Source organism: Litorivivens sp., from assembly GCF_041624475.1.
In the GTDB taxonomy this organism is placed as follows: domain Bacteria; phylum Pseudomonadota; class Gammaproteobacteria; order Pseudomonadales; family Spongiibacteraceae; genus Litorivivens.
Map to the genome: position 1 here is coordinate 14,734 of NZ_JBFJUX010000004.1, position 18,604 is coordinate 33,337.

Sequence of the window (18,604 nt, forward strand, 5' to 3'; positions counted from 1 at the left end):
GTGGATTGCTCCCAAGGAAAATAATTTTTCCCTTGGAATTGTTAATCCATAAATATGATTTTTGGGGGGAGGAAAGGAGAGTGCCGCGTCGAGAGCGGGGCCGATGATTTTGTGGTGGCTTTAGATCGATAGATGCTGGTCGTGGAGTGAAAGCGAGGCAGGTCAGTGCAGGCTCTTACCCACGGAAAGGCGTGCGCGTATGTATGTGAGCGCGGCTGTGCGGATGAGCAGGTTCTTGCAAGTAAGTGGGCGGCATTGTTATGGCCGGCTTTTGCGCGGGCATGGGATAGCCGAATGTGCGTAAGAATTTTCGCAGGTCTATTTTTGCAGGGGTTTTGGAGATAGATCAGCAAAAGCTCGTCTGCCTGCGCAGAGGCTGCTGGCAGTTTGGTTTGGCTTGTGGCTGCTTGGCCAGAAAGGAGTGAAACACAACTATGCATGAGTGCTGTCCTGATTTCGTGAAGTCAGCTTTAAACGCTGCCACGAGAAATCGAAGCAGCCGCTCAGAGTTTTATTTGCATGATTTGTGTTTCTTTAATAATCGAAATAATAAAGTCGCCGGAGCGACATGGTTGCAAACTATAGCGATACCTTGATTAAATGTCAATAACATGATGGCTTTTGGTCGCAATCCACTTGTTAATAAACCATAAATCTATTATTGGCCCTGATCATGCAGGTCAGCGTAAGAGGTATGAAGTGTGAGAATTACCAAAAAAGTGGGCGAGATTGCGTCGATCCAGGCCGGGAACCGCATGCGAGGTACTATCCCACACGTACCCGGATCCGGGGTTTTTATGATTCAGCCCAAAGATATCGATGAGTATGGCCGCGTTAACTGGTGGCAGGTCACTGAAACTGAGCTGACAGGACGGGCCGAACCGCGATGGTTGGAGCCTGGGGATGTGATCTTTCGTATGAACGGAAAAGCTAACCTGGCAACTTATATCGATCGCGTTGAGGTGCCGGGCTTGGTGGTCTGCAGCCACCAATTTTTCCATCTGAAGTTATTAGTTGATGATGTCGCTCCTGAGTATTTGGCGTGGTTTATAAATACCCCGGAATGCCAAGAGGCAATTGCTAGGCGAAAGCAGCAGGCGGGCATAGGCCCCGTTGTGAATAAAGGCATGCTAAGCGATCTGGATCTGGTTTTAATTGATAAAAGCATTCAGTGTCAGGTGGTAGATATGTGGCACGAATATCTGGCTGAGAGGCGACTGCTAGAGAATAAAATTGCCTGTCTCGAAAGTGCTTATAGAGTCAAGCTGCGTGAACATCCGTATTTTAGTGGGGCCGCAGGCGGGGCTCAAAATACGTCGCGGTAAGTGGCCATTGTTAAATGGGCTCACTCTCCGAATGCACCGCATTCTGGACATGCACAATTTGAGGCATGACTCCCACCAAATCGGCCGCATTCAGGACAATGACAATTGGAGGCATGTTTGCCACCGAAGCGACCGCAATGGGGGCAGCAGCAATTAGACGCGTGATTGCCGCCAAAACGCCCGCAGACCGGACAGCTACAGCTGGAGAAATGTTTTCCGTTCATTTTCATTTGTGCTTCGTTAGTCATTTTCTGTTTCCATGCACCAAGGTATGTGAATTCAATTATCAGCTATTCGCCTTGTCTGGAAATTTGTTCCATAGTGTCAACTTGCCAAAGAAAATGTAGTTCGCTGCGGCGATCAGAATATAGCCCAACGCGACGCCACCAAAGTTGTATAAAAGAAACTCCGTCCACCTAGAAACACCGCCTGTAATCATCACCAATAAAAGCAGGATTGCGTATCCCGTGGGGATTAATGTCAAGACATTGAAAAGCCTCTTAAATATATTCATCATACGTTTCGCATCGCCTGACATTTAACGACACATGTTAAAGTGTACGTGACGTAATTGCTGATTTTGCGGCAAAGAAAGTGAGTGGCGGGTCTAGCGTCACCAGCAACGTGTTGTTATGTGAGCATTTCAATTCCGAGGTCTTTGGTTGTGAATACCGAGTAGCCTGCGGAGATGTCGCTACGGTCAATCATAGCCTTCAAGCGATTCATATCCACATTCGAAAGGCTCTTGTCGCCTTCAACTACGACAACGATATGAAGTTTTGCAATTTTCTTGGCAATGGCCGTGTACTCACGGGCCAAATGCTCAATTTTGGGAAAGACCGCAGCGAAGTTTCCGAATGTCCGAGGGCTGCTTAGGTATTTAACCTCAATGATCTTCTCACTCATAACGTCATCCACGATGCTCGGGATTAGTCCATCAAGCTCTATCTCTCTTCGCCCTGAGCGTACTCGAACATTCCTCTTTATCTTGGCCCCGAAGTAGTCCTCCATGCGATCAAGAGCTGCAGACTCGGCAGCCATTACGTTTTCTATGTGGCGTTTACTTTTAGCGATTTTGTCAGCCGTAAGATTTTTTTCTCTCGCAGGTTGCGCTTCACCGAGCTCTCGCTGATCTCTGGCCGCCTTTTCTTCCTGTTCATTGCGGCCAAGCTCCTCAATTTTGTATTTGAAGTAGTCGGAGTTACCCCTAGCGATAGCCGCAAGGTTTTGCAGGAACTCAACTTCGGTGACGGTTGTTGCAACAATGATTAGCGCCGCGAAATACACGGAAGGGTGGTCAGAAAAAAGCGCGAGAGCTGCTATGAGGAGTACTGCCCCCATCTTCGTTGAGTGCTCTCTAATATCTCCCTTGCGAGATAGGCGGAACGCATAAAGACTCGCAGCTGCGAAGGCGGTTCCAATGATGTCAACGAAATCTGTCATCGTGCCACCCGTTCCGAATTTGCGCTTAGCGCTGATCTTTCCCGCCAAAAGCAAACGTGTCGCTTTTTGGTATCGCTCATAGCTCACAACGCCTGTAGCTGCGGCAAACTAGGGGTACCGCGAGTGATTTGTCCGACAGCCTACACTTGTTTGAAGTCATATCTGATACGGTGCAGGGTCAAGGATGTACTCCAAAATTCCAGCGTGCTCGCCTTGGCAATGAATAGGGAGCGGGGCCAGCGAGGGGATGATGCCCAACTCTAGCTGGCCAACTTCCATCTCTGGCACGAAAGGTGAGAAGAATAGAACCCTTTCCCCAAACAAAGCCAATTCGCCGTTTACGATAGCTGGTTTGCGCTCCTTCATCATCTGAGAAAATCGTTCCGGTGCGCTAAAAGCGATTGAATAAGAGTTGATGAAATCCCATTCACGATATTCGACATCTGGCTCCAGCTCTGTCTTCAATGCAAGCCCACGCCGAAGGAACAATTCGCCGTTGTTTAAAGCGTCGCTATTTGGATGCCTTTCTTTCCATGCTTCCACATGCCGATAAAGCATCTGATCATTAACCGTGATAATTGCTGCGACGGCCTCTATTGGTATCAGTGGCTTGACGTCGACCGGCAGATCAGTTGCCTGTACTAAGTCCCCTGCTGAGGTCGAATCAGGCAAGAGGGTCTTCAAGTAATCAAGGATTGAGCGCTTTAGTCTGCGGGATCTCCCCTCCTGCCGCAACCGTTTACCGTCAAACCACTCATTTGCGATAACGTCGCAGAATTCATCGAAAACGGCTGCGCCTATGCGATCACGTAAATCCCGCGTGAACTCTTGCCTCATCGCGTCGCTGTTGTCGAAAAAATAGTTCAACGCATCAGCGTCGATTTCAGCACCATCAACAAGCTTAATTTTCTGGTTATTTACGGTTCTCGCGATAGGTGAGCCCTCAATATGTGCGGCCACAAGGAAGCGCTCCATGAATGCCGCGGATTTTTGGTACTGCGGGAGCAATGCGGTTTCGATGGCCACCTTCGTATCCATAGCTTCTAGCGCTCCGAACAGTCGCGTGGTTTTGGTATCGGATGATTTGGCTTGTTAGCACCTTTTATTCGGCACTAGAATTTGTGTTGGGGTAAACAATGTACGTACTTCGCTTGTCTGATATGTTGTCAATTACATGAAATTTAAACGGCACGTTTACTGGGCTACGCAATCGAACTACTGCGATATTCCACCACTCAGTCGAGTACTTTCCCGTATTATGATTTGCGATGCTGTTACTGCCAGTTCTGCGCTGAATCTCTTTGCCATCAAGATCGGAGACAACAAACTCCCAGTACTTTGTATTCGCTGACTCAATCGTGACAGATGAAACTTTTGCCACTACTTGACCGCCTGGAGGAAGAAGCTTCAATTCTCTACTTAGACGGTCAGGACTCCATAGTGCGTTTTTTGCTTTAGCGCTTAACTTAGATGCAAGGTAATCATAGCTTTCGTACTCTATATGTGACCAGGCGTCCGACTGTACTCTTTCAATCTGAGATCCATTGCTTATGTAGCTTCCAGCGTCAATCGTAGTGCAAGCATAAATAAGAACTACCAATGGATATAAAAGTAGATGTTTGTGCATCATTCCCCCATGAGCTATGAGCGTGGCTGCGCTAACGGTGAATTATGTAGACTTGGGCTTCATAACACTTTGGCCGTATAACATTCGAATTCTTGGAGGCTCTTTTCTTATTTTCATTTTATTTCAGCAAGTTGGATCTTGATCAGTGGTTACCTATTCCGACTAGGCGAGTCCGAATTGTGGCTATGGACTCCTTTTGCTGACACACTAACATATATTCGAATTCCATAAAATCAATGGCTTACGCCGGTTATTGGGATGTTGTAAAGACTCAGGCTGATGATCTTGGGGAAGAATAAGAAACAATGCGTCCATTGGGGGGGGGATATCAACGGTTCAGAGTTTCAAAGCGACCGGTATTAGTCAGGAGTACGTTATGCATTAGGGAGACCTGACTGCCCACTTTGCCTATGCAGTCGTCAAGCCCGAGTTATAACTGAATCTGGTGTTCAGGAGATTTGAAAAGAAGTGACGTATCTGGTTGATTTGTTGTCGCCAAACAAGTCAATCAACACAAGGAATACGCCACTATGAGCAAGGGTACCGTTGTTGCATTCGCAGGTCGAGATGAGATTGCCGATCCGCTGACTGAGTTGCTGCGCGAGGGCGCACGCGATCTGATCCAGAAGGCTGTTGAGGCGGAGCTGAGCCACTACTTAGAAGGGTTTCAAGGGCGGCGATTAGAGGATGGCCGTGCGGCCGTTGTGCGCAATGGCTACCACCCGGAGCGCAATGTTCAGACCGGCATTGGCCCTGTTACCGTGAAGGTGCCCAAGGTGCGAGCCAAAGATGGCAAGCCTGTGACATTCCGATCAGCCTTGGTGCCGCCGTACGTGCGTAAGACCCAGTCACTGGAAGCAGCGCTGCCCTGGCTGTACCTGAAGGGCGTATCCAGTGGCGAGATGGAAAAAGCACTGGAGGTGCTCGTTGGGCCGGATGCCAAAGGATTGTCAGCCAGCACGGTCTCGCGGCTGAAACGCCAATGGGGCGAGGAGTACAATGCCTGGCGCAAGTCTCGCCTGGATCGTGATCGCTGGGTTTATGTCTGGGCAGACGGCATCTACAGTGGCTTGCGCTCCGAAGACGCCAAGCTGTGTGCGCTGGTGATTATTGGCGTTAATGAGCGGGGCCAGAAGCATTTTCTCGCGATTGAGGACGGCGTGCGGGAATCGACGCAGAGCTGGCGCGAAGTGCTGCTGTCATTGAAAGCACGCGGAATGAATGCCCCGAAACTGGCGGTTGGTGATGGCGCGATGGGTTTCTGGGCAGCACTGGATGAAGTATATGGTGAAACCCGGCAGCAGCGCTGTTGGATGCATAAAACCGGCAATGTGCTGAACTATGCACCAAAGTCCGCGCAGCCGAAGATGAAACAGGCCTTGCACGATATCTGGCAGGCGGAAACGTGCAAGGATGCCGAGGCGGCTTTCGAGCAGTTTGAAAAGACGTACGAGCCGAAGTATCCAAAGGCGGTTCACTGTTTACAAAAAGACCGTGACGAGCTGATGGCGTTCTATGACTTCCCGGCACAGCACTGGCAGAGTTTGCGGACAACGAATCCGATCGAATCGACCTTTGGCACCATCCGCCACCGGACGAAGCGATCCAAAGGCTGCCTGAGTCGCGATGGCATGCTCCACATGATCTTCAAGCTGGGCCAGTGTGCGGAGAAGAACTGGCGCAAACAGCGCGGCTTTAATTACCTGGCGAAGGTCGTCCAGGGAATAAAATTCAGGGATGGTGAAGAGGTGACAACAGCCGATCAGGACGTTGCTTGATTAAATGGCTGAACACCAGATTTGACCATAGCTCGTCAAGCCCACGGGCCAGACATTGAAATTCAAAAGGGCCATGGCCTAAGAGTCATCAGCTAATAGTTTTGATATATGGTTTCTTTGTCTTTAATGACTGCATGGGCCCATCCCTCGCAGAGTTCAAGTACTATGTCCTCGCGATCTAACTGTCTTAATCTTTCAATGTCGGGATGATCTCTAGCGAGCTCAATTAGCTTTTCGTATGGGGTTTTGGAATAGCAATCAACGAACCATTCGTAGAGATCAAAAATGTCGTGGCATTCAGCATTCCGCTTTTGCGTTTCCCCGAAAAAGGCGTCGCCGTAGAGCCTGTAGTCCGCCATTTCAGCATCCGACAGTTCTGCCGTTAATATCATTCCTTTGCCTGTATCCCTCGCCGTGATTGCGACGTAAGCTTTGTTTTCGGTCTCGCTTACTGTTGCCGATGTCACAGTGCCGACTACACCATCTGGATTTTGCGCATCGCCAAAAAGATACGTCTCACCGACTCGTATGCGCTGGTTACTGCTGAAAGTTTCAGATGCTGGCCGGCCATCTAGTGTGTCCGGTATCCGCGGGTAGTCTTTTAAAGCCATCATGATATTGTGGCCGTCGATATGTTTTTGCTTCTGTCTGTACCACATTTTCAGTCTTACTGGCCCTGGCTTTGCAAAGTCAGGCAATCCGAGCCCGTACGCTAGTGCCTCTCCACTTGGAGATGTTGAGAGCAGTTCCCTGTGGTAGGACATGTTTGTGATAAACACATATGCTTTTTGTTCGGGATGTAGGTGGCGCTCTCTATCTTTTAGTCGGCGTGATGCTTGGTTGACCCAGCTTGGTTCTGCAATTCCCTCTGAGGAATAGGTGTTAAGGTCAATAAAGACGATTCTTTCATCAGGGGCTGGTTTTTTGAGAGCTTCACTCAAATGTTTGGAAAGTCGTGATGTTGGATCGCCTGAAGTAGAGCCGTCCTGTTTGGTTTTGCCGAGTATGCCTGGGACGCTCCTCATCTTTGCTTCAATCCAATATCTTTTTCCCGTTGCTTTAGACCGGGCGGCGAACTCACAGTGCTTAGTTGATCTGTCAGCTTCATCCTCAAGAACAAGTTCAAAGCCAGCTCTTATAAGGCAATTTGCTACAATTAACTCATAATAAGCGCCTTGGAACTGCTTGATATCCTTAAGACGGGCTACGAGGCGGGCCTGGAGTTCTACATTGTGTTCGAGGAGGTATAGATTGTAAGCGAGGCCTACGTAGCAATATATTGCGCCGGTCATCGGGCCGGTATAAACCTCCCCGGTTTTTTTCGATTGCGAAGCCTGTTGACGACAAATGAGGTCGTACCATTGGATTATTGGGTGGCGGACTTCAACTGGCTTTGATAATTCCGCATTGCCCCAGTCGCTACCTAAAGTCTCTTTGAGGTAGTCCAGCAAGAAGTCAGTGAATGTCTTCCAGTGTTTTGACCAGTGAGCCTTATTGCCGGCCGCGACTATCGTATAGTCACCTAGATTGGCCGAGATGATGGGGCGTCCATGTCCTTGTTGCGACACCCTGATAACTTCGTCAGATATATGGCGCTGATGCAAATTGGCGGCTTTGGCCGTGGCGCTACCTTGTTGGGCGTCATACCCTGAATTCTTAGTCGGGCTCCCGCAGCATTTCTTGTATTTAATGTCGCTACCGCAAGGGCATTTTGCATTTCTCGGGGTGTGTGACATGAAGCATCATTTGGCCGTGTGCCTTATCCTCGGATAAGTTTTCAAGATGGGCATGAGCGAATGCTAATTGCTGCCGCCCTCCCTGCCAGGGAGGGCGGTAATTTCACTACGGCTAAAATATCCCCTCAAAAGCTAATTGGGGCGTCTAAAATTTATTCCCAGCTAAGCGCACCGCCCGTCTGATACTCGATTACGCGCGTTTCAAAGAAGTTCTTCTCCTTACGCAAATCCATAATCTCGCTCATCCAGGGGAAGGGGTTTTGCGCGCCGGGGAATTGCTCTTTCAAGCCAATCTGTACCAAGCGGCGGTTGGCGATAAAGTGCAGGTACTGTTCCATCATGCCGGCGTTCATGCCCAGTACACCGCGCGGCATGGAGTCGCGGGCGTATTCGATTTCGAGCTGGGTGCCTTCCACGATCATCTGGGCCACTTCCTGCTGGAACTGAGGTGTCCACAGGTGGGGGTTTTCCAATTTGATCTGGTTGATCAGGTCGATGCCGAAGTTCAGGTGCATGGACTCGTCACGCAGAATGTACTGGAACTGCTCTGCAACGCCGGTCATCTTGTTGCGGCGGCCCATGGACAGGATCTGGGTGAAGCCGCAGTAGAAGAAGATGCCTTCAGTCACGCAGTAGAAGCCGATCAGGTTGCGCAGCAGCTCCTGATCTTTTTCCGGGGTGCCGGTCTGGAAGGTGGGGTCAGACAGCGAGCTGGTGTGCTTGAGGCTCCAGGCCGCCTTCTTGGCGATGGAGGGCAGCTCGCGGTACATGTTGAAGACTTCGCCTTCGTCCATGCCCAGAGACTCTACACAGTACTGGTAGGCGTGGGTGTGGATGGCCTCTTCAAAAGACTGACGCAGCAGGTACTGGCGGCACTCGGGGTTGGTGATGTGGCGGTATACGGCCAGCACCAGGTTGTTGGCAACCAGTGAGTCGGCGGTTGAGAAGTAACCCAGTGAGCGCATCACGATGCGGCGTTCGTCTTCGGTCAGGCCTTCGGGGTTTTTCCACATGGAAATATCCGCCGACATGTTCACTTCCTGCGGCATCCAGTGGTTGGCGCAGCCGTCCAGATATTTCTGCCAGGCCCAGTCGTATTTGAAGGGTACGAGCTGGTTTACATCGGCGCGGCAGTTGATGACGCGCTTGTCGTCCACTTCGATACGGGCGGCGCCCATTTCGAGTTCTTCGAGGCCGGTGGCAACGTCGAGTTCTGCCAGGGCGCGTTCGGCGCGGGCCTGAAGCGACTCGTCGGCAATGACTTCATCGCCGATGGCTTCGGCGGGGGCTGCTGCGGCAGGGGCGGTTGGTTCCGCCGCCGGCATTGCGGGCGTGTCCGCGTAGGTCGCGACAGGTTCCTGTACGGAGTCCTGATGAGCGGCCGATGCCGGCTCAGCCTTCGCAGCAGGCGGCGGAGGCGTTTGAGGTTTGGCCTTGATGGCGTCCAGTGCTTCGTCGGTGTTGTAATCGTCCCAGCTTAACATCGAATGTCCTTGGCTCTTTGCTGTGTTGGTTTGCTGCATGGATACCCACCTTTGTTGTTATGACAGTGAACGGGTACTGCGCGTTCCGGTTAAATTTTTTGGCGCTTGGCGCCTTCCCTCACCCCGGCCCTCTCCCAGAGGGAGAGGGGGTTAATTGCTTACTGACAGGCCTCGCAATCCGGGTCGTCCAGTGAGCAGGCGGCTGGTACCGGTGCGGCGGTTGGAGCCGCTGCCGGAGCCTGCGACGACACCTTGTTCATGGTGCCGCGATCTACGGTGGACTTCTCGGTGGTGGACGCTGCCAGGGCACGGAGGTAGTAGGTGGTTTTGAGACCACGGAACCAGGCCATGCGGTAGGTAATGTCCAGTTTCTTGCCCGAGGCGCCAGCGATGTAGAGGTTCAGGGACTGGGCCTGATCGATCCACTTCTGACGGCGCGAGGCGGCGTCGACCAGCCAGCGCGGCTCAACCTCAAAGGCGGTGGCGTACATGTCTTTCAGATCCTGCGGGATGCGATCGATCTTCTGTACCGAGCCTTCGTAGTATTTCAGGTCGTTGACCATCACGCTGTCCCACAGGCCGCGGGCTTTCAGGTCGCGTACCAAGTAGGGGTTCACCACGGTGAACTCACCGGACAGGTTCGATTTCACGTACAGGTTCTGATACGTGGGCTCGATCGACTGGGATACGCCAGTGATGTTGGCAATGGTCGCCGTGGGGGCGATCGCCATCACATTGGAGTTGCGCATGCCGTCCTGTGCGACTTTGTTGCGCAGGCTCTGCCAATCCAGCGTTTCGGTGCGATCCACTTCAATAAATTGGGCGCCGCGCTCGTCGATCAACTTGCTCAGGGAGTCGATCGGCAGAATGCCCTGGCTCCACAGTGAACCTTCGTAGCTTTCATAGCGGCCGCGCTCGGCTGCCAGATCGCTGGAGGCTTTGATGGCGTAGTAGCTCACCGCTTCCATGGAGCGGTCTGCAAAGTTCACCGCGCTGTCAGAGGCGTAGGCAATGTGCTGCTTATACAGCGCATCCTGGAAGCCCATGATGCCCAGCCCAACCGGGCGGTGCTTCATGTTGGAGTTCTTCGCCTGCGGTACCGAGTAGTAGTTAATGTCGATCACGTTGTCGAGCATGCGCACGGCGGTGTTGATCGTCTTCTCGAGCTTGGCGTGATCCAGGCTGTTTTCGTCCACGTGCTGGGCCAGGTTAACCGAGCCCAGGTTACATACCGCGATCTCTTCCTTGTTGGTGTTCAGGGTGATCTCGGTACACAGGTTGGACGAGTGAACCACACCGGCGTGCTGCTGCGGGCTGCGCAGGTTGCAGGGATCTTTAAAGGTGATCCACGGGTGGCCGGTTTCAAACAGCATGCTCAGCATCTTGCGCCACAGGTCGGCCGCTTTCACGGTTTTGTGGTGCTTCAGCTCGCCGCGCTCGGCCATGGCTTCGTATTCTTCGTAGCGCGTTTCAAAGGCCTGCCCGTAAAGATCGTGCAGGTCGGGGCAGTCGCTGGGCGAGAACAGGGTCCACTTGCCGTCGGTGAAGACGCGCTTCATGAACAGGTCAGGTACCCAGTTGGCGCTGTTCATGTCGTGGGTGCGGCGACGGTCGTCACCGGTGTTCTTGCGCAGCTCGAGGAATTCCTCGATATCCATGTGCCAGGTTTCCAGGTAGGCGCAGACCGCGCCCTTGCGCTTGCCGCCCTGGTTAACTGCTACGGCGGTGTCGTTAACCACTTTCAGGAAGGGTACAACACCCTGTGATTTGCCGTTGGTGCCTTTGATGTAGGAACCCAGTGCGCGCACCGGAGTCCAGTCGTTGCCGAGACCGCCGGCAAACTTGCTCAGCATGGCGTTGTCCTGAATGGCGCCGTAGATGCCGTGCAGGTCATCGGGCACAGTGGTCAGGTAGCAGCTGGACAGTTGCGGGCGCAGGGTGCCGGCATTGAACAGGGTCGGGGTGGAGCTCATGTAATCAAACGAGCTCAGCAGTTCATAGAACTCGATGGCGCGGGCGTTCTTGTCATCTTCGCGAACTGCCAGACCCATCGCCACGCGCATAAAGAACACCTGCGGCAGTTCGATGCGCACGTCGTTGCTGTGAATGAAGTAGCGGTCGTACAGGGTCTGCAAACCGAGGTAGTTAAACTGGTTGTCGTTCTCGGGCTTGATGGCCTGACCGAGGCGGGCCAGATCGTACTCGCGCAGCTCCGGTGAAATCAGTTCCAGCTCGATGCCTTTTTCGATGTAGGCGGCCAGCGCTTTCGGGTAGTACTCGACCATGTCGTGCTGGGTGGCGCTCTCGGCAATGCCGAGGAAGTTCAGGGCTTCGGCGCGCAGTTTGTCCAGCAGCAGACGGGCGGTTACGTAGCTGTAGTTGTGCTCTTTTTCGACCAGCGAGCGGGCGGCAATCACCAGCGAGGTATTCACCTCGTGTTGGGCCACGCCGTCGTACAGGCCTTTCAGTACTTCGTCCAGAACCGTTTTGCTGTCGACATCGGCCAGACCTTCGCAGGCTTCCTGCACGATGAATTCCAGGCGGCCCAGATCCAGCGGTGTCAGTGAGCCGTCTTCCAGGGTGACGCGAATGGAGGGGTGGGCCTTTTCAGCAGGCTGCGCCTTGGCCCGTTCTTCGGCGCGTTTGGCGCGATAGAGCACGTAGTCGCGGGCAACCTTGTGCTCGCCACTGCGCATCAGGGCCAGCTCGACCTGATCCTGCACATCTTCAATGTGGATGGTGCCGCCGGAGGGCATGCGACGCTTGAAGGTGGCGGTCACCTGATCGGTCAGCTTGGCCACGGTTTCGTGAATGCGGGTAGAGCCAGCGGCATTGCCACCTTCTACCGCCAGAAAGGCCTTGGTGATGGCGACCGAAATCTTGTCATCGGTATAGGGCACCACGGTGCCGTTGCGCTTGATAACGCGCAGCTGACCGGGGGCAGTGGCCTGAATTTCGGTTTTTGAGGGTGAGCTAGGGGCTTGTGTGGCGCTGCTTTGCTGGCTTTCTACGTGGGTTTGCATGGTCTCTCCGGACATTTGTGCCGTCTATATATGGTGTCTGGGCGTGTTGTTGACTACAGCATCTGGAATGCTCAATACACGGTGCCGCTTACCGCTGTATCCGATTTTATGCCTGCGTCGAATGTCGAAGAAATGTTACGTATCGTGCTCAATTTCGTTGCGAAATGACCAGATCTTGTTTTTTTAGCTTCGAGTTCGAGAGTGCGCGCCGGGGCGTCACCGCAGTCAAGGACACAAGATAGTGTTGTTTTGGGCTGTTCGCAAGCACTAAATGTTGGGGATTGCGTGTTGACAAGGTGTGGATAAGTTGAGGTATGGGTGGGCACTAACCCGAGGGTGCCCGGCATAGCCGCTTTTCAGTGAAACGGCGCTAACATTGCGCCGATTTTGGCCCTAAGACGATGTTTTCATAAGAGCAGCGAGTTTTATGCTTTGTGATGAATTTCTGCGTCATCCTGCTGGCGGAAGGCAATCAGATGCTCCACGTCGGCCTCGATGGCAATGCTGTCGCCGATTTGAAAATCCCGGTGGCTTGGCAGCAGGGCTTCCACCTTGCTGCCGGTGGGCAGGGCCAGCCGGTAGAGGGTGGCGCCGCCGTTGAAGACCTTCTTCTCGATGGTGGCTTCAATACCTTCGAAGTCGCTGAGCACAATGTCGTCCGGGCGCAGCAGGACCTCGACCGGGGAGTTTTCCGGCCAGGGATAGGCGCGGTTGCCGTGCAGGTCGCCCAGTTCGGTCTGGATGCTGTTGGGCCCGCTGACCACGCCGGGCAGAAAGCTGCCGCGACCGATAAACTCCGCCACCAGCCGGTTGGCCGGTTCGTGGTAGAGGTTGAAGGGGGTGTCCCACTGCTGCAGGGCGCCGTGGTAGAGCAGACCGATATGGTCGCTGAAGGCGAAGGCCTCTTCCTGGTCGTGGGTGACCAGAATGGCGCTGATGCCGTAGTCCTTGAGAATGTCCCGCACTTCCAGGCTCAGGCTCTTGCGCAGCTCGGCGTCGAGGTTGGAAAAGGGTTCGTCGAGCAGCAAGAGTTTTGGCGCCGGTGCCAGCGCCCGGGCCAGGGCAACACGCTGCTGCTGACCACCGGAGAGTTCATGGGGGTAGCGCTCTTCCACGCCATTGAGGCGCACCAGCTCCAGCAGTTGCTGCACAATGCGGTTTTGTTCGCCGTTGGTTTTTTTGCGCAGGCCAAAGCAGATGTTCTGTTTTACTGTGAGGTGGGGAAAGAGGGCGTAGTCCTGAAACACCATGCCCACCTGACGCAGTTCCGGGTCGAGCGAAAAGCCGGGCTGGCTGAGCAGGCTGTCGCCGAGCAGAATCTCGCCGCGCTTGACCGGTTGGAAGCCGGCGATGGCGCGCAGGGCCGTGGTTTTACCGCAGCCGCTGGGGCCGAGCAGGGTGCAGATATCGCCTTCATTCACATGAAAGCTGATGTCGTCGATAACCGGCTCGCCGTCGTAGTGGCATTGGATGTTTTTGACTTGGAGCATCGGGTTTCCGTAGCTTCTGGTTTTGGGTTCCCCTCACCCTGTCCCTCTCCCGGGGGGGCAGGGGACCCTCTATTGTGGCTCGGTAGGTTCAAACTCCCTCTCCCTTTGGGAGAGGGTTGGGGTGAGGGTCGGGCAGTCTTTAGCTCGCCGCTTCCAGCAGCAAAAACTCCATCAAAGCCTTCTGCGCATGCAGTCGGTTTTCTGCCTCATCCCAGATCACAGTGTCGGGGTTGTCCATCAAGCCGGCTGAGATCTCTTCACCGCGATGAGCGGGCAGGCAGTGCATGTACAGCGCATCGCTTTTGGCAACCGCCAGCAGCTCTTCATTGACTTGAAAACCGGCAAACTGGCGACGGCGCTGAGCTTTTTCCTTTTCCTGACCCATGGACGCCCAGACGTCGGTGACCAGCAGGTCGGCGTCGCGGGCGGCTTTGGAGGGCAGGGTGGTGATTCTGACGCGATCACCGGCTTGCTGCACCAGATCCTTGCGCGGTTCAAAGCCTCGCGGCACCGCGATGGCCAGCTCAAAATCAAACTGGATGGCGGCGTTGATGTAGCTCTGGCACATGTTGTTGCCGTCGCCGATCCAGGCCACTTTTTTGCCCTGGATACTGCCGCGATGCTCGACGTAGGTCTGGATGTCGGCCAGCAGCTGGCAGGGGTGGAAATCGTCGGTGAGGGCGTTGATTACCGGCACCGAGGAATGTTCAGCAAAGCGTTCGATAATGTCGTGGCCGAAGGTGCGCATCATGATGATGTCGACCATGGACGACATCACCCGGGCGCTGTCTTCGATCGGTTCGCCGCGCCCGAGCTGGGTGTGCTCGGGGGCGAGGAACATGGCGTGGCCGCCCATCTGGGCCATGCCGGCCTCGAAGGAGATGCGGGTGCGGGTGGAGGATTTCTCAAACAGCATACCGAGCACGTAGTTGTTAAAGCGGGGCACCGCAGTGCGCGCCTTGTGTTCGGCTTTCATTTCAATTGCGCGTTGTATCAACTGCTGCAATTCGCTGGGTGAGCAATCCATTAAGCTCAAAAAATGCCTGACGGCCATCGTTGCTTACTTCTATGTTGGTTGTAGCTCAGGCGGCGTTGCGCTGTGCGACCCAGTTTTCGATCAGGGGGCACAGGTTGTCGATCAGCTGCTGAACTTCCTGTTGGTTAATAATAAGCGGCGGCAGCAGGCGCACCACTTTGTCGGAGGTGACATTGATCAGCAGGCCGGCGTCCAGCCCCTGTTGTACCAGCTCGCCACAGGCGCCAGCCAGCTCGATGCCGATCATCAGACCCTGGCCGCGAATGGCGACCACGCCGCTGAGTTTGCCGAGACGTTCTTTCAGGCCGTCGAGCAGCTGCTGGCCGCGCTGGGCACTGTTGTCGATCAGTTTGTCGTTCTGCAGAGAGTCGACCACGGCCAGGCCGGCGGCACAGGCCAGCGGATTGCCGCCAAAGGTGGTGCCGTGGTTGCCGGGCTTGAACAGCTCGGCTGCCTCGCCGCGTGCCAGACAGGCGCCGATGGGAATGCCGCCGCCAAGACCTTTGGCGGTAACCACCACATCAGGCATCACACTGCTGTGCTGATAGGCGAAGTACTTGCCGGTTCTGCCGTTGCCGGTCTGGACTTCGTCGAGCATCAGCAGCCATTGGTTTTTGTCGCACAGCGCGCGCAGTTGCTCGAGGAAGCCCTCGGGCAGCAGGTTAATGCCGCCTTCGCCCTGAATGGGCTCCAGCAGTACGGCGCATACGTCGTGGTTGTTCTTGGCAATGTTTTCCAGTGCCTTGATGTCGCCAAAGGGCGCGCGGGTAAAGCCGTTCACCAGTGGCTCAAAACCGGCCTGCACCTTGCGGCTGCCCGAGGCGGTCAGGGTGGCCAGGGTGCGGCCGTGAAAGGCGCCTTCCATTACCACCACGGTGGGGCGGGTGATATCGCGCTTGTGACCGTAAAGGCGCGCCAGTTTCAGGGCGGCTTCGTTGCCTTCGGCGCCGGAGTTACAGAAAAAGACGTTGTCCATGCCGGACAGTGAACACAGGACGTCGGCCAGTGCCTGCTGGTTTTTCACGCCATACAGATTGGAGCTGTGCAGCAGCTCGCCGGCCTGCTCTTGAATGCGGCGCGTCAGTTTCGGGTGGGCGTGGCCCAGGGCATTGACCCCGATGCCGCTGATGGCATCCAGGTAGCGTTTGTCCTGCTCGTCCACGAGCCAGACTCCCTCGCCGTGAGAAAAACTCACCGGCAACCGATTGTAGGTCGACATCACCGTATTGGGCATGGCAATCCCCAGTTCCTTGATCATCCCAGATTGGAAAAAAGCGGCTAAAACGTAAAAGGGCAGCCAACGCTGCCCACCGAACGGATCATCATATAACCAATATCCTGGGCTGGCAATGCCCCGTCAGCCGGCGGCGCAATTCTCGCTGCGGCGCGGCTGACGGGGCTTTCGCAAGAGCTTGCTCAGGATTTATCGGCCAAACAGATTCTGCAGTTTATCCCGAGCCTTCTCTTTCAGCTTTTCCTTGCCGCGGTCAATCTCCTCGCTGGCCTTCTCTTTGGCTTCGGCTTTGGCCTTGTCGGCGATGACGTCGCGGAAGCGGGCCGTGTCGAATTTGCAGGGCAGGCCTTTTTCGCCAGTGAGTGAGCCCTTGCATTTGACCGGTATCACCACGTCTTTCAGCTTTTCATTCACCCGGCAGGACGGGTTCTCGTGAACGTCACCGAGAATGCGCAGGCCGGCGCGGTAATCCAAATCCATGCTGGCAACGTCGATGGCGCCCTTGCCTTCCAGTGCCATACCCTTGAGCTGGGCGGTGAGGGCGCTGTTATTGATCGCGTTGCCGTTGATCGTGACTGCGCCGCTCAGGTCTTCGAAATTAGTGACTTTAGGCCAGGTGCTGGTGTCGATGCTTTCCTTGTGCATCAGGGCGATGCCCTCGCAGGCGTAGGCGCTCATGCTGGTGCCTTCAAATTTACCCTGCTTGATAGCGAAGTTGGCCTGGCCTTTGGCGTTGTTGCGCAACGTTGAGACGCGGTTGCCTGTGGTATTGAGGTCGAGGTCGATATTGGCCAGCCCGGAAAACTGCTGCATCTCGGCCAGCTGGGTGAGCAGCGGCAGTGTCTTCACATCGGTGACCTTGGCCTGAACCTGCCAGCGCGGGTTTTGGCTGCGGGCGTCGATACTGGCGTTTGCTTTAAAGCTGCCTTCATATAACTGTCCGCTCAGCGGGTTGATCGTGACCAGCCCGTCGGTGGCGGTGGCTTTCAGTGCCAGCTGACGAATGGGGATGGCGTTGATAATCAGCTCGCCGATATTCACGCCGGTATCCAGCTGCAGGCTGCGCAGGGTGTCCAGTGGCAGCAGGTCGGTTTCCGGTGCTGCTTGGGTGTTGGCAGTCTGGGTTTTCTCGGCTGGAGCTTCTTCGGCTGGCGCGAGATAGCGGTCGGCATTTATCGCATCCAGATTGAGGCGGGCAAAGAGTGCGCCGCTATCAAGGGTGTAGCGTACTTCACCGCTGAGCTTGCTGTCGTCGAGTGTGGCTTTCAGCGGCTTGAGCTCTATCTGGCCGGGTGCGCCGCCGAGAGTGGTTTCCAGCGACAGTTTGCGCAGGGTGTTCGGGTCCTGCATGGGCGGCAGGCTCTGGCCCAGCTGAGTGAGCAATTCGCGCGGTGAGAATTCTGCAACCGAGAGCGTGCCGGCGAGCTGAGGTTGGCTGTCGAACTGGCTTATAACAAGGTCGGTGTTGAGCTGCGCTTTATTCAGCGCCAGTTTCAGTGCCGATAAGCTGATACGGCTGTTGTTCAGATCGGCGTCGATATTGCCATCGATGGCTATAGCGACGCTCTTCTGATTGGTGGCATCGCCCTGCAGGGTAATCTGGCTGCTGAGCTGGTCCAGCAAAATGCGCTTGAACTGTTCGCCGAGGGTGAGCCTGGCATTGAGCTTGGTTCGAATATCCAGCGCCGGCTCGGTGGTGGCCAGATGAAATTGCAGGTCGAGAGGAAAGGCCTGCTGGGGTTTGATGTTGGAGGCCTGCAGACCGAACTCGTCCAATGTCACTGCCTGGCCGGTGCTTTCATCGCGGTAGTGCACTCGGGTATTGCGAATATCCACTTCACTAATATTAAACAGCAGGGCACCGCTGTCTTGCTGGGCGGGCTCCTCTTTCGGGATCGCTTTCGGGCTTGGCTCGGCCTGCTCGGGCATGATTCGCTCCCAGTTGCCGTGGCCTTCTTTATCCAGAATCAGATTCAACTCCAGTCCGGCCAGTTCGAAACGATGCACCGACGGCTGCATCTGGATCAGTGACCGCAAACTGACCCGGGCGATGAGCTGCTCCAGTTCCAGAAAGGGTTCGTCGTCCAGCCGGGCTTTCACGGCGTTCAGTTCCAGCCCCAGCGGAATAAAGGACCAGCCGATATCACCGCCCAGCTGCAGATCCAGCCGGGTATGGGTTTCGGCGGCTTCTTCTATTTGAGGTTTGAAATCGTTGGGGTCGAACAGGAACAGGATGCCTGCAACAGCGACGCCGCCAAGAAGCACGAGGCCGGCAAGGGATATAAGCAGATAGCGCAGCGCAGCGGGCATGGAAAACCTCCGGATAAACAATGTCGGCCCAATATATCAAATGCCCGGCGGGGCGCAGAGAAGTGAATGTGGTTATATCCACATGTGAAAGCGAAAAATACTCCAAGTGGACGTATTG

Annotated in this window: 12 protein-coding genes and 1 pseudogene; 2 read left to right on the top strand and 11 right to left on the bottom strand. The window is 54.7% G+C overall.

The window, feature by feature from the left end; translation table 11 throughout:
* Nucleotides 1–797: 797 nt before the first annotated feature.
* Entirely contained in the window at nucleotides 798–1,325 is a 528-nt protein-coding gene (locus tag ABY734_RS06575; RefSeq protein ID WP_372778213.1) for a hypothetical protein, read from the top strand.
* A gap of 286 nt (nucleotides 1,326–1,611) precedes the next feature.
* On the opposite strand, the gene ABY734_RS06580 is transcribed toward ABY734_RS06575, so the two are convergent.
* The 3 genes from ABY734_RS06580 to ABY734_RS06590 form a co-directional block, all read right to left on the bottom strand.
* On the bottom strand, nucleotides 1,612–1,863 hold the full coding sequence (locus ABY734_RS06580) for a hypothetical protein (protein ID WP_372778214.1): 252 nt from the start codon (nucleotides 1,861–1,863) through the stop codon (nucleotides 1,612–1,614).
* A gap of 92 nt (nucleotides 1,864–1,955) precedes the next feature.
* Nucleotides 1,956–2,768: a hypothetical protein gene (locus tag ABY734_RS06585; protein WP_372778215.1), complete on the bottom strand. Its 813-nt coding sequence runs from the start codon at nucleotides 2,766–2,768 to the stop codon at nucleotides 1,956–1,958.
* 156 nt (nucleotides 2,769–2,924) lie between these two features.
* Entirely contained in the window at nucleotides 2,925–3,794 is an 870-nt protein-coding gene (locus ABY734_RS06590; RefSeq protein ID WP_372778216.1) for a hypothetical protein, read from the bottom strand.
* Nucleotides 3,795–4,925: 1,131 nt separating this feature from the next.
* Between ABY734_RS06590 and ABY734_RS06595 the strand changes: the two genes are divergently transcribed.
* Complete coding sequence (locus ABY734_RS06595) at nucleotides 4,926–6,173, top strand: IS256 family transposase (protein ID WP_372778217.1); 1,248 nt, start codon at nucleotides 4,926–4,928, stop codon at nucleotides 6,171–6,173.
* Between the two features lie 92 nt (nucleotides 6,174–6,265).
* On the opposite strand, the gene ABY734_RS06600 is transcribed toward ABY734_RS06595, so the two are convergent.
* The 8 genes and pseudogenes from ABY734_RS06600 to ABY734_RS06635 form a co-directional block, all read right to left on the bottom strand.
* Complete coding sequence (locus ABY734_RS06600) at nucleotides 6,266–7,624, bottom strand: hypothetical protein (protein WP_372778354.1); 1,359 nt, start codon at nucleotides 7,622–7,624, stop codon at nucleotides 6,266–6,268.
* A gap of 216 nt (nucleotides 7,625–7,840) precedes the next feature.
* Nucleotides 7,841–7,909: pseudogene (locus ABY734_RS06605) on the bottom strand (SEC-C metal-binding domain-containing protein); the annotation flags it as partial.
* A gap of 152 nt (nucleotides 7,910–8,061) precedes the next feature.
* Nucleotides 8,062–9,393: a ribonucleotide-diphosphate reductase subunit beta gene (locus ABY734_RS06610; protein WP_372778218.1), complete on the bottom strand. Its 1,332-nt coding sequence runs from the start codon at nucleotides 9,391–9,393 to the stop codon at nucleotides 8,062–8,064.
* A 158-nt stretch (nucleotides 9,394–9,551) separates the two neighbouring features.
* Nucleotides 9,552–12,416 (bottom strand): ribonucleoside-diphosphate reductase subunit alpha, encoded by a 2,865-nt coding sequence (locus ABY734_RS06615; RefSeq protein ID WP_372778219.1) that lies wholly within the window; start codon nucleotides 12,414–12,416, stop codon nucleotides 9,552–9,554.
* Nucleotides 12,417–12,841: 425 nt separating this feature from the next.
* A complete protein-coding gene (locus tag ABY734_RS06620; protein WP_372778220.1) occupies nucleotides 12,842–13,906 on the bottom strand; it encodes an ABC transporter ATP-binding protein in 1,065 nt (354 codons plus the stop codon).
* Nucleotides 13,907–14,045: 139 nt separating this feature from the next.
* Nucleotides 14,046–14,960: an ornithine carbamoyltransferase gene (gene argF, locus ABY734_RS06625; RefSeq protein ID WP_372778221.1), complete on the bottom strand. Its 915-nt coding sequence runs from the start codon at nucleotides 14,958–14,960 to the stop codon at nucleotides 14,046–14,048.
* A 28-nt stretch (nucleotides 14,961–14,988) separates the two neighbouring features.
* Nucleotides 14,989–16,200, bottom strand: a complete 1,212-nt coding sequence (locus ABY734_RS06630) for an aspartate aminotransferase family protein (RefSeq protein WP_372778222.1) — start codon at nucleotides 16,198–16,200, stop codon at nucleotides 14,989–14,991.
* A gap of 165 nt (nucleotides 16,201–16,365) precedes the next feature.
* The gene (locus ABY734_RS06635; RefSeq protein ID WP_372778223.1) at nucleotides 16,366–18,486 is read right to left on the bottom strand and encodes an AsmA family protein; all 2,121 of its coding nucleotides are present in this window, start codon (nucleotides 18,484–18,486) and stop codon (nucleotides 16,366–16,368) included.
* Between the last annotated feature and the right edge of the window lie 118 nt (nucleotides 18,487–18,604).

Excerpts from the sequence above, each read along its gene's own strand:
- ABY734_RS06575 (WP_372778213.1), top strand. The coding sequence starts at position 798 with ATGATTCAGCCCAAAGATATCGATGAGTATGGCCGCGTTAACTGGTGG.
- ABY734_RS06580 (WP_372778214.1), bottom strand. The coding sequence starts at position 1,863 with ATGTCAGGCGATGCGAAACGTATGATGAATATATTTAAGAGGCTTTTC.
- ABY734_RS06585 (WP_372778215.1), bottom strand. The coding sequence starts at position 2,768 with ATGACAGATTTCGTTGACATCATTGGAACCGCCTTCGCAGCTGCGAGT.
- ABY734_RS06595 (WP_372778217.1), top strand. The coding sequence starts at position 4,926 with ATGAGCAAGGGTACCGTTGTTGCATTCGCAGGTCGAGATGAGATTGCC.
- ABY734_RS06610 (WP_372778218.1), bottom strand. The coding sequence starts at position 9,393 with ATGTTAAGCTGGGACGATTACAACACCGACGAAGCACTGGACGCCATC.
- ABY734_RS06615 (WP_372778219.1), bottom strand. The coding sequence starts at position 12,416 with ATGCAAACCCACGTAGAAAGCCAGCAAAGCAGCGCCACACAAGCCCCT.
- ABY734_RS06620 (WP_372778220.1), bottom strand. The coding sequence starts at position 13,906 with ATGCTCCAAGTCAAAAACATCCAATGCCACTACGACGGCGAGCCGGTT.
- argF (WP_372778221.1), bottom strand. The coding sequence starts at position 14,960 with ATGGCCGTCAGGCATTTTTTGAGCTTAATGGATTGCTCACCCAGCGAA.
- ABY734_RS06630 (WP_372778222.1), bottom strand. The coding sequence starts at position 16,200 with ATGATCAAGGAACTGGGGATTGCCATGCCCAATACGGTGATGTCGACC.
- ABY734_RS06635 (WP_372778223.1), bottom strand. The coding sequence starts at position 18,486 with ATGCCCGCTGCGCTGCGCTATCTGCTTATATCCCTTGCCGGCCTCGTG.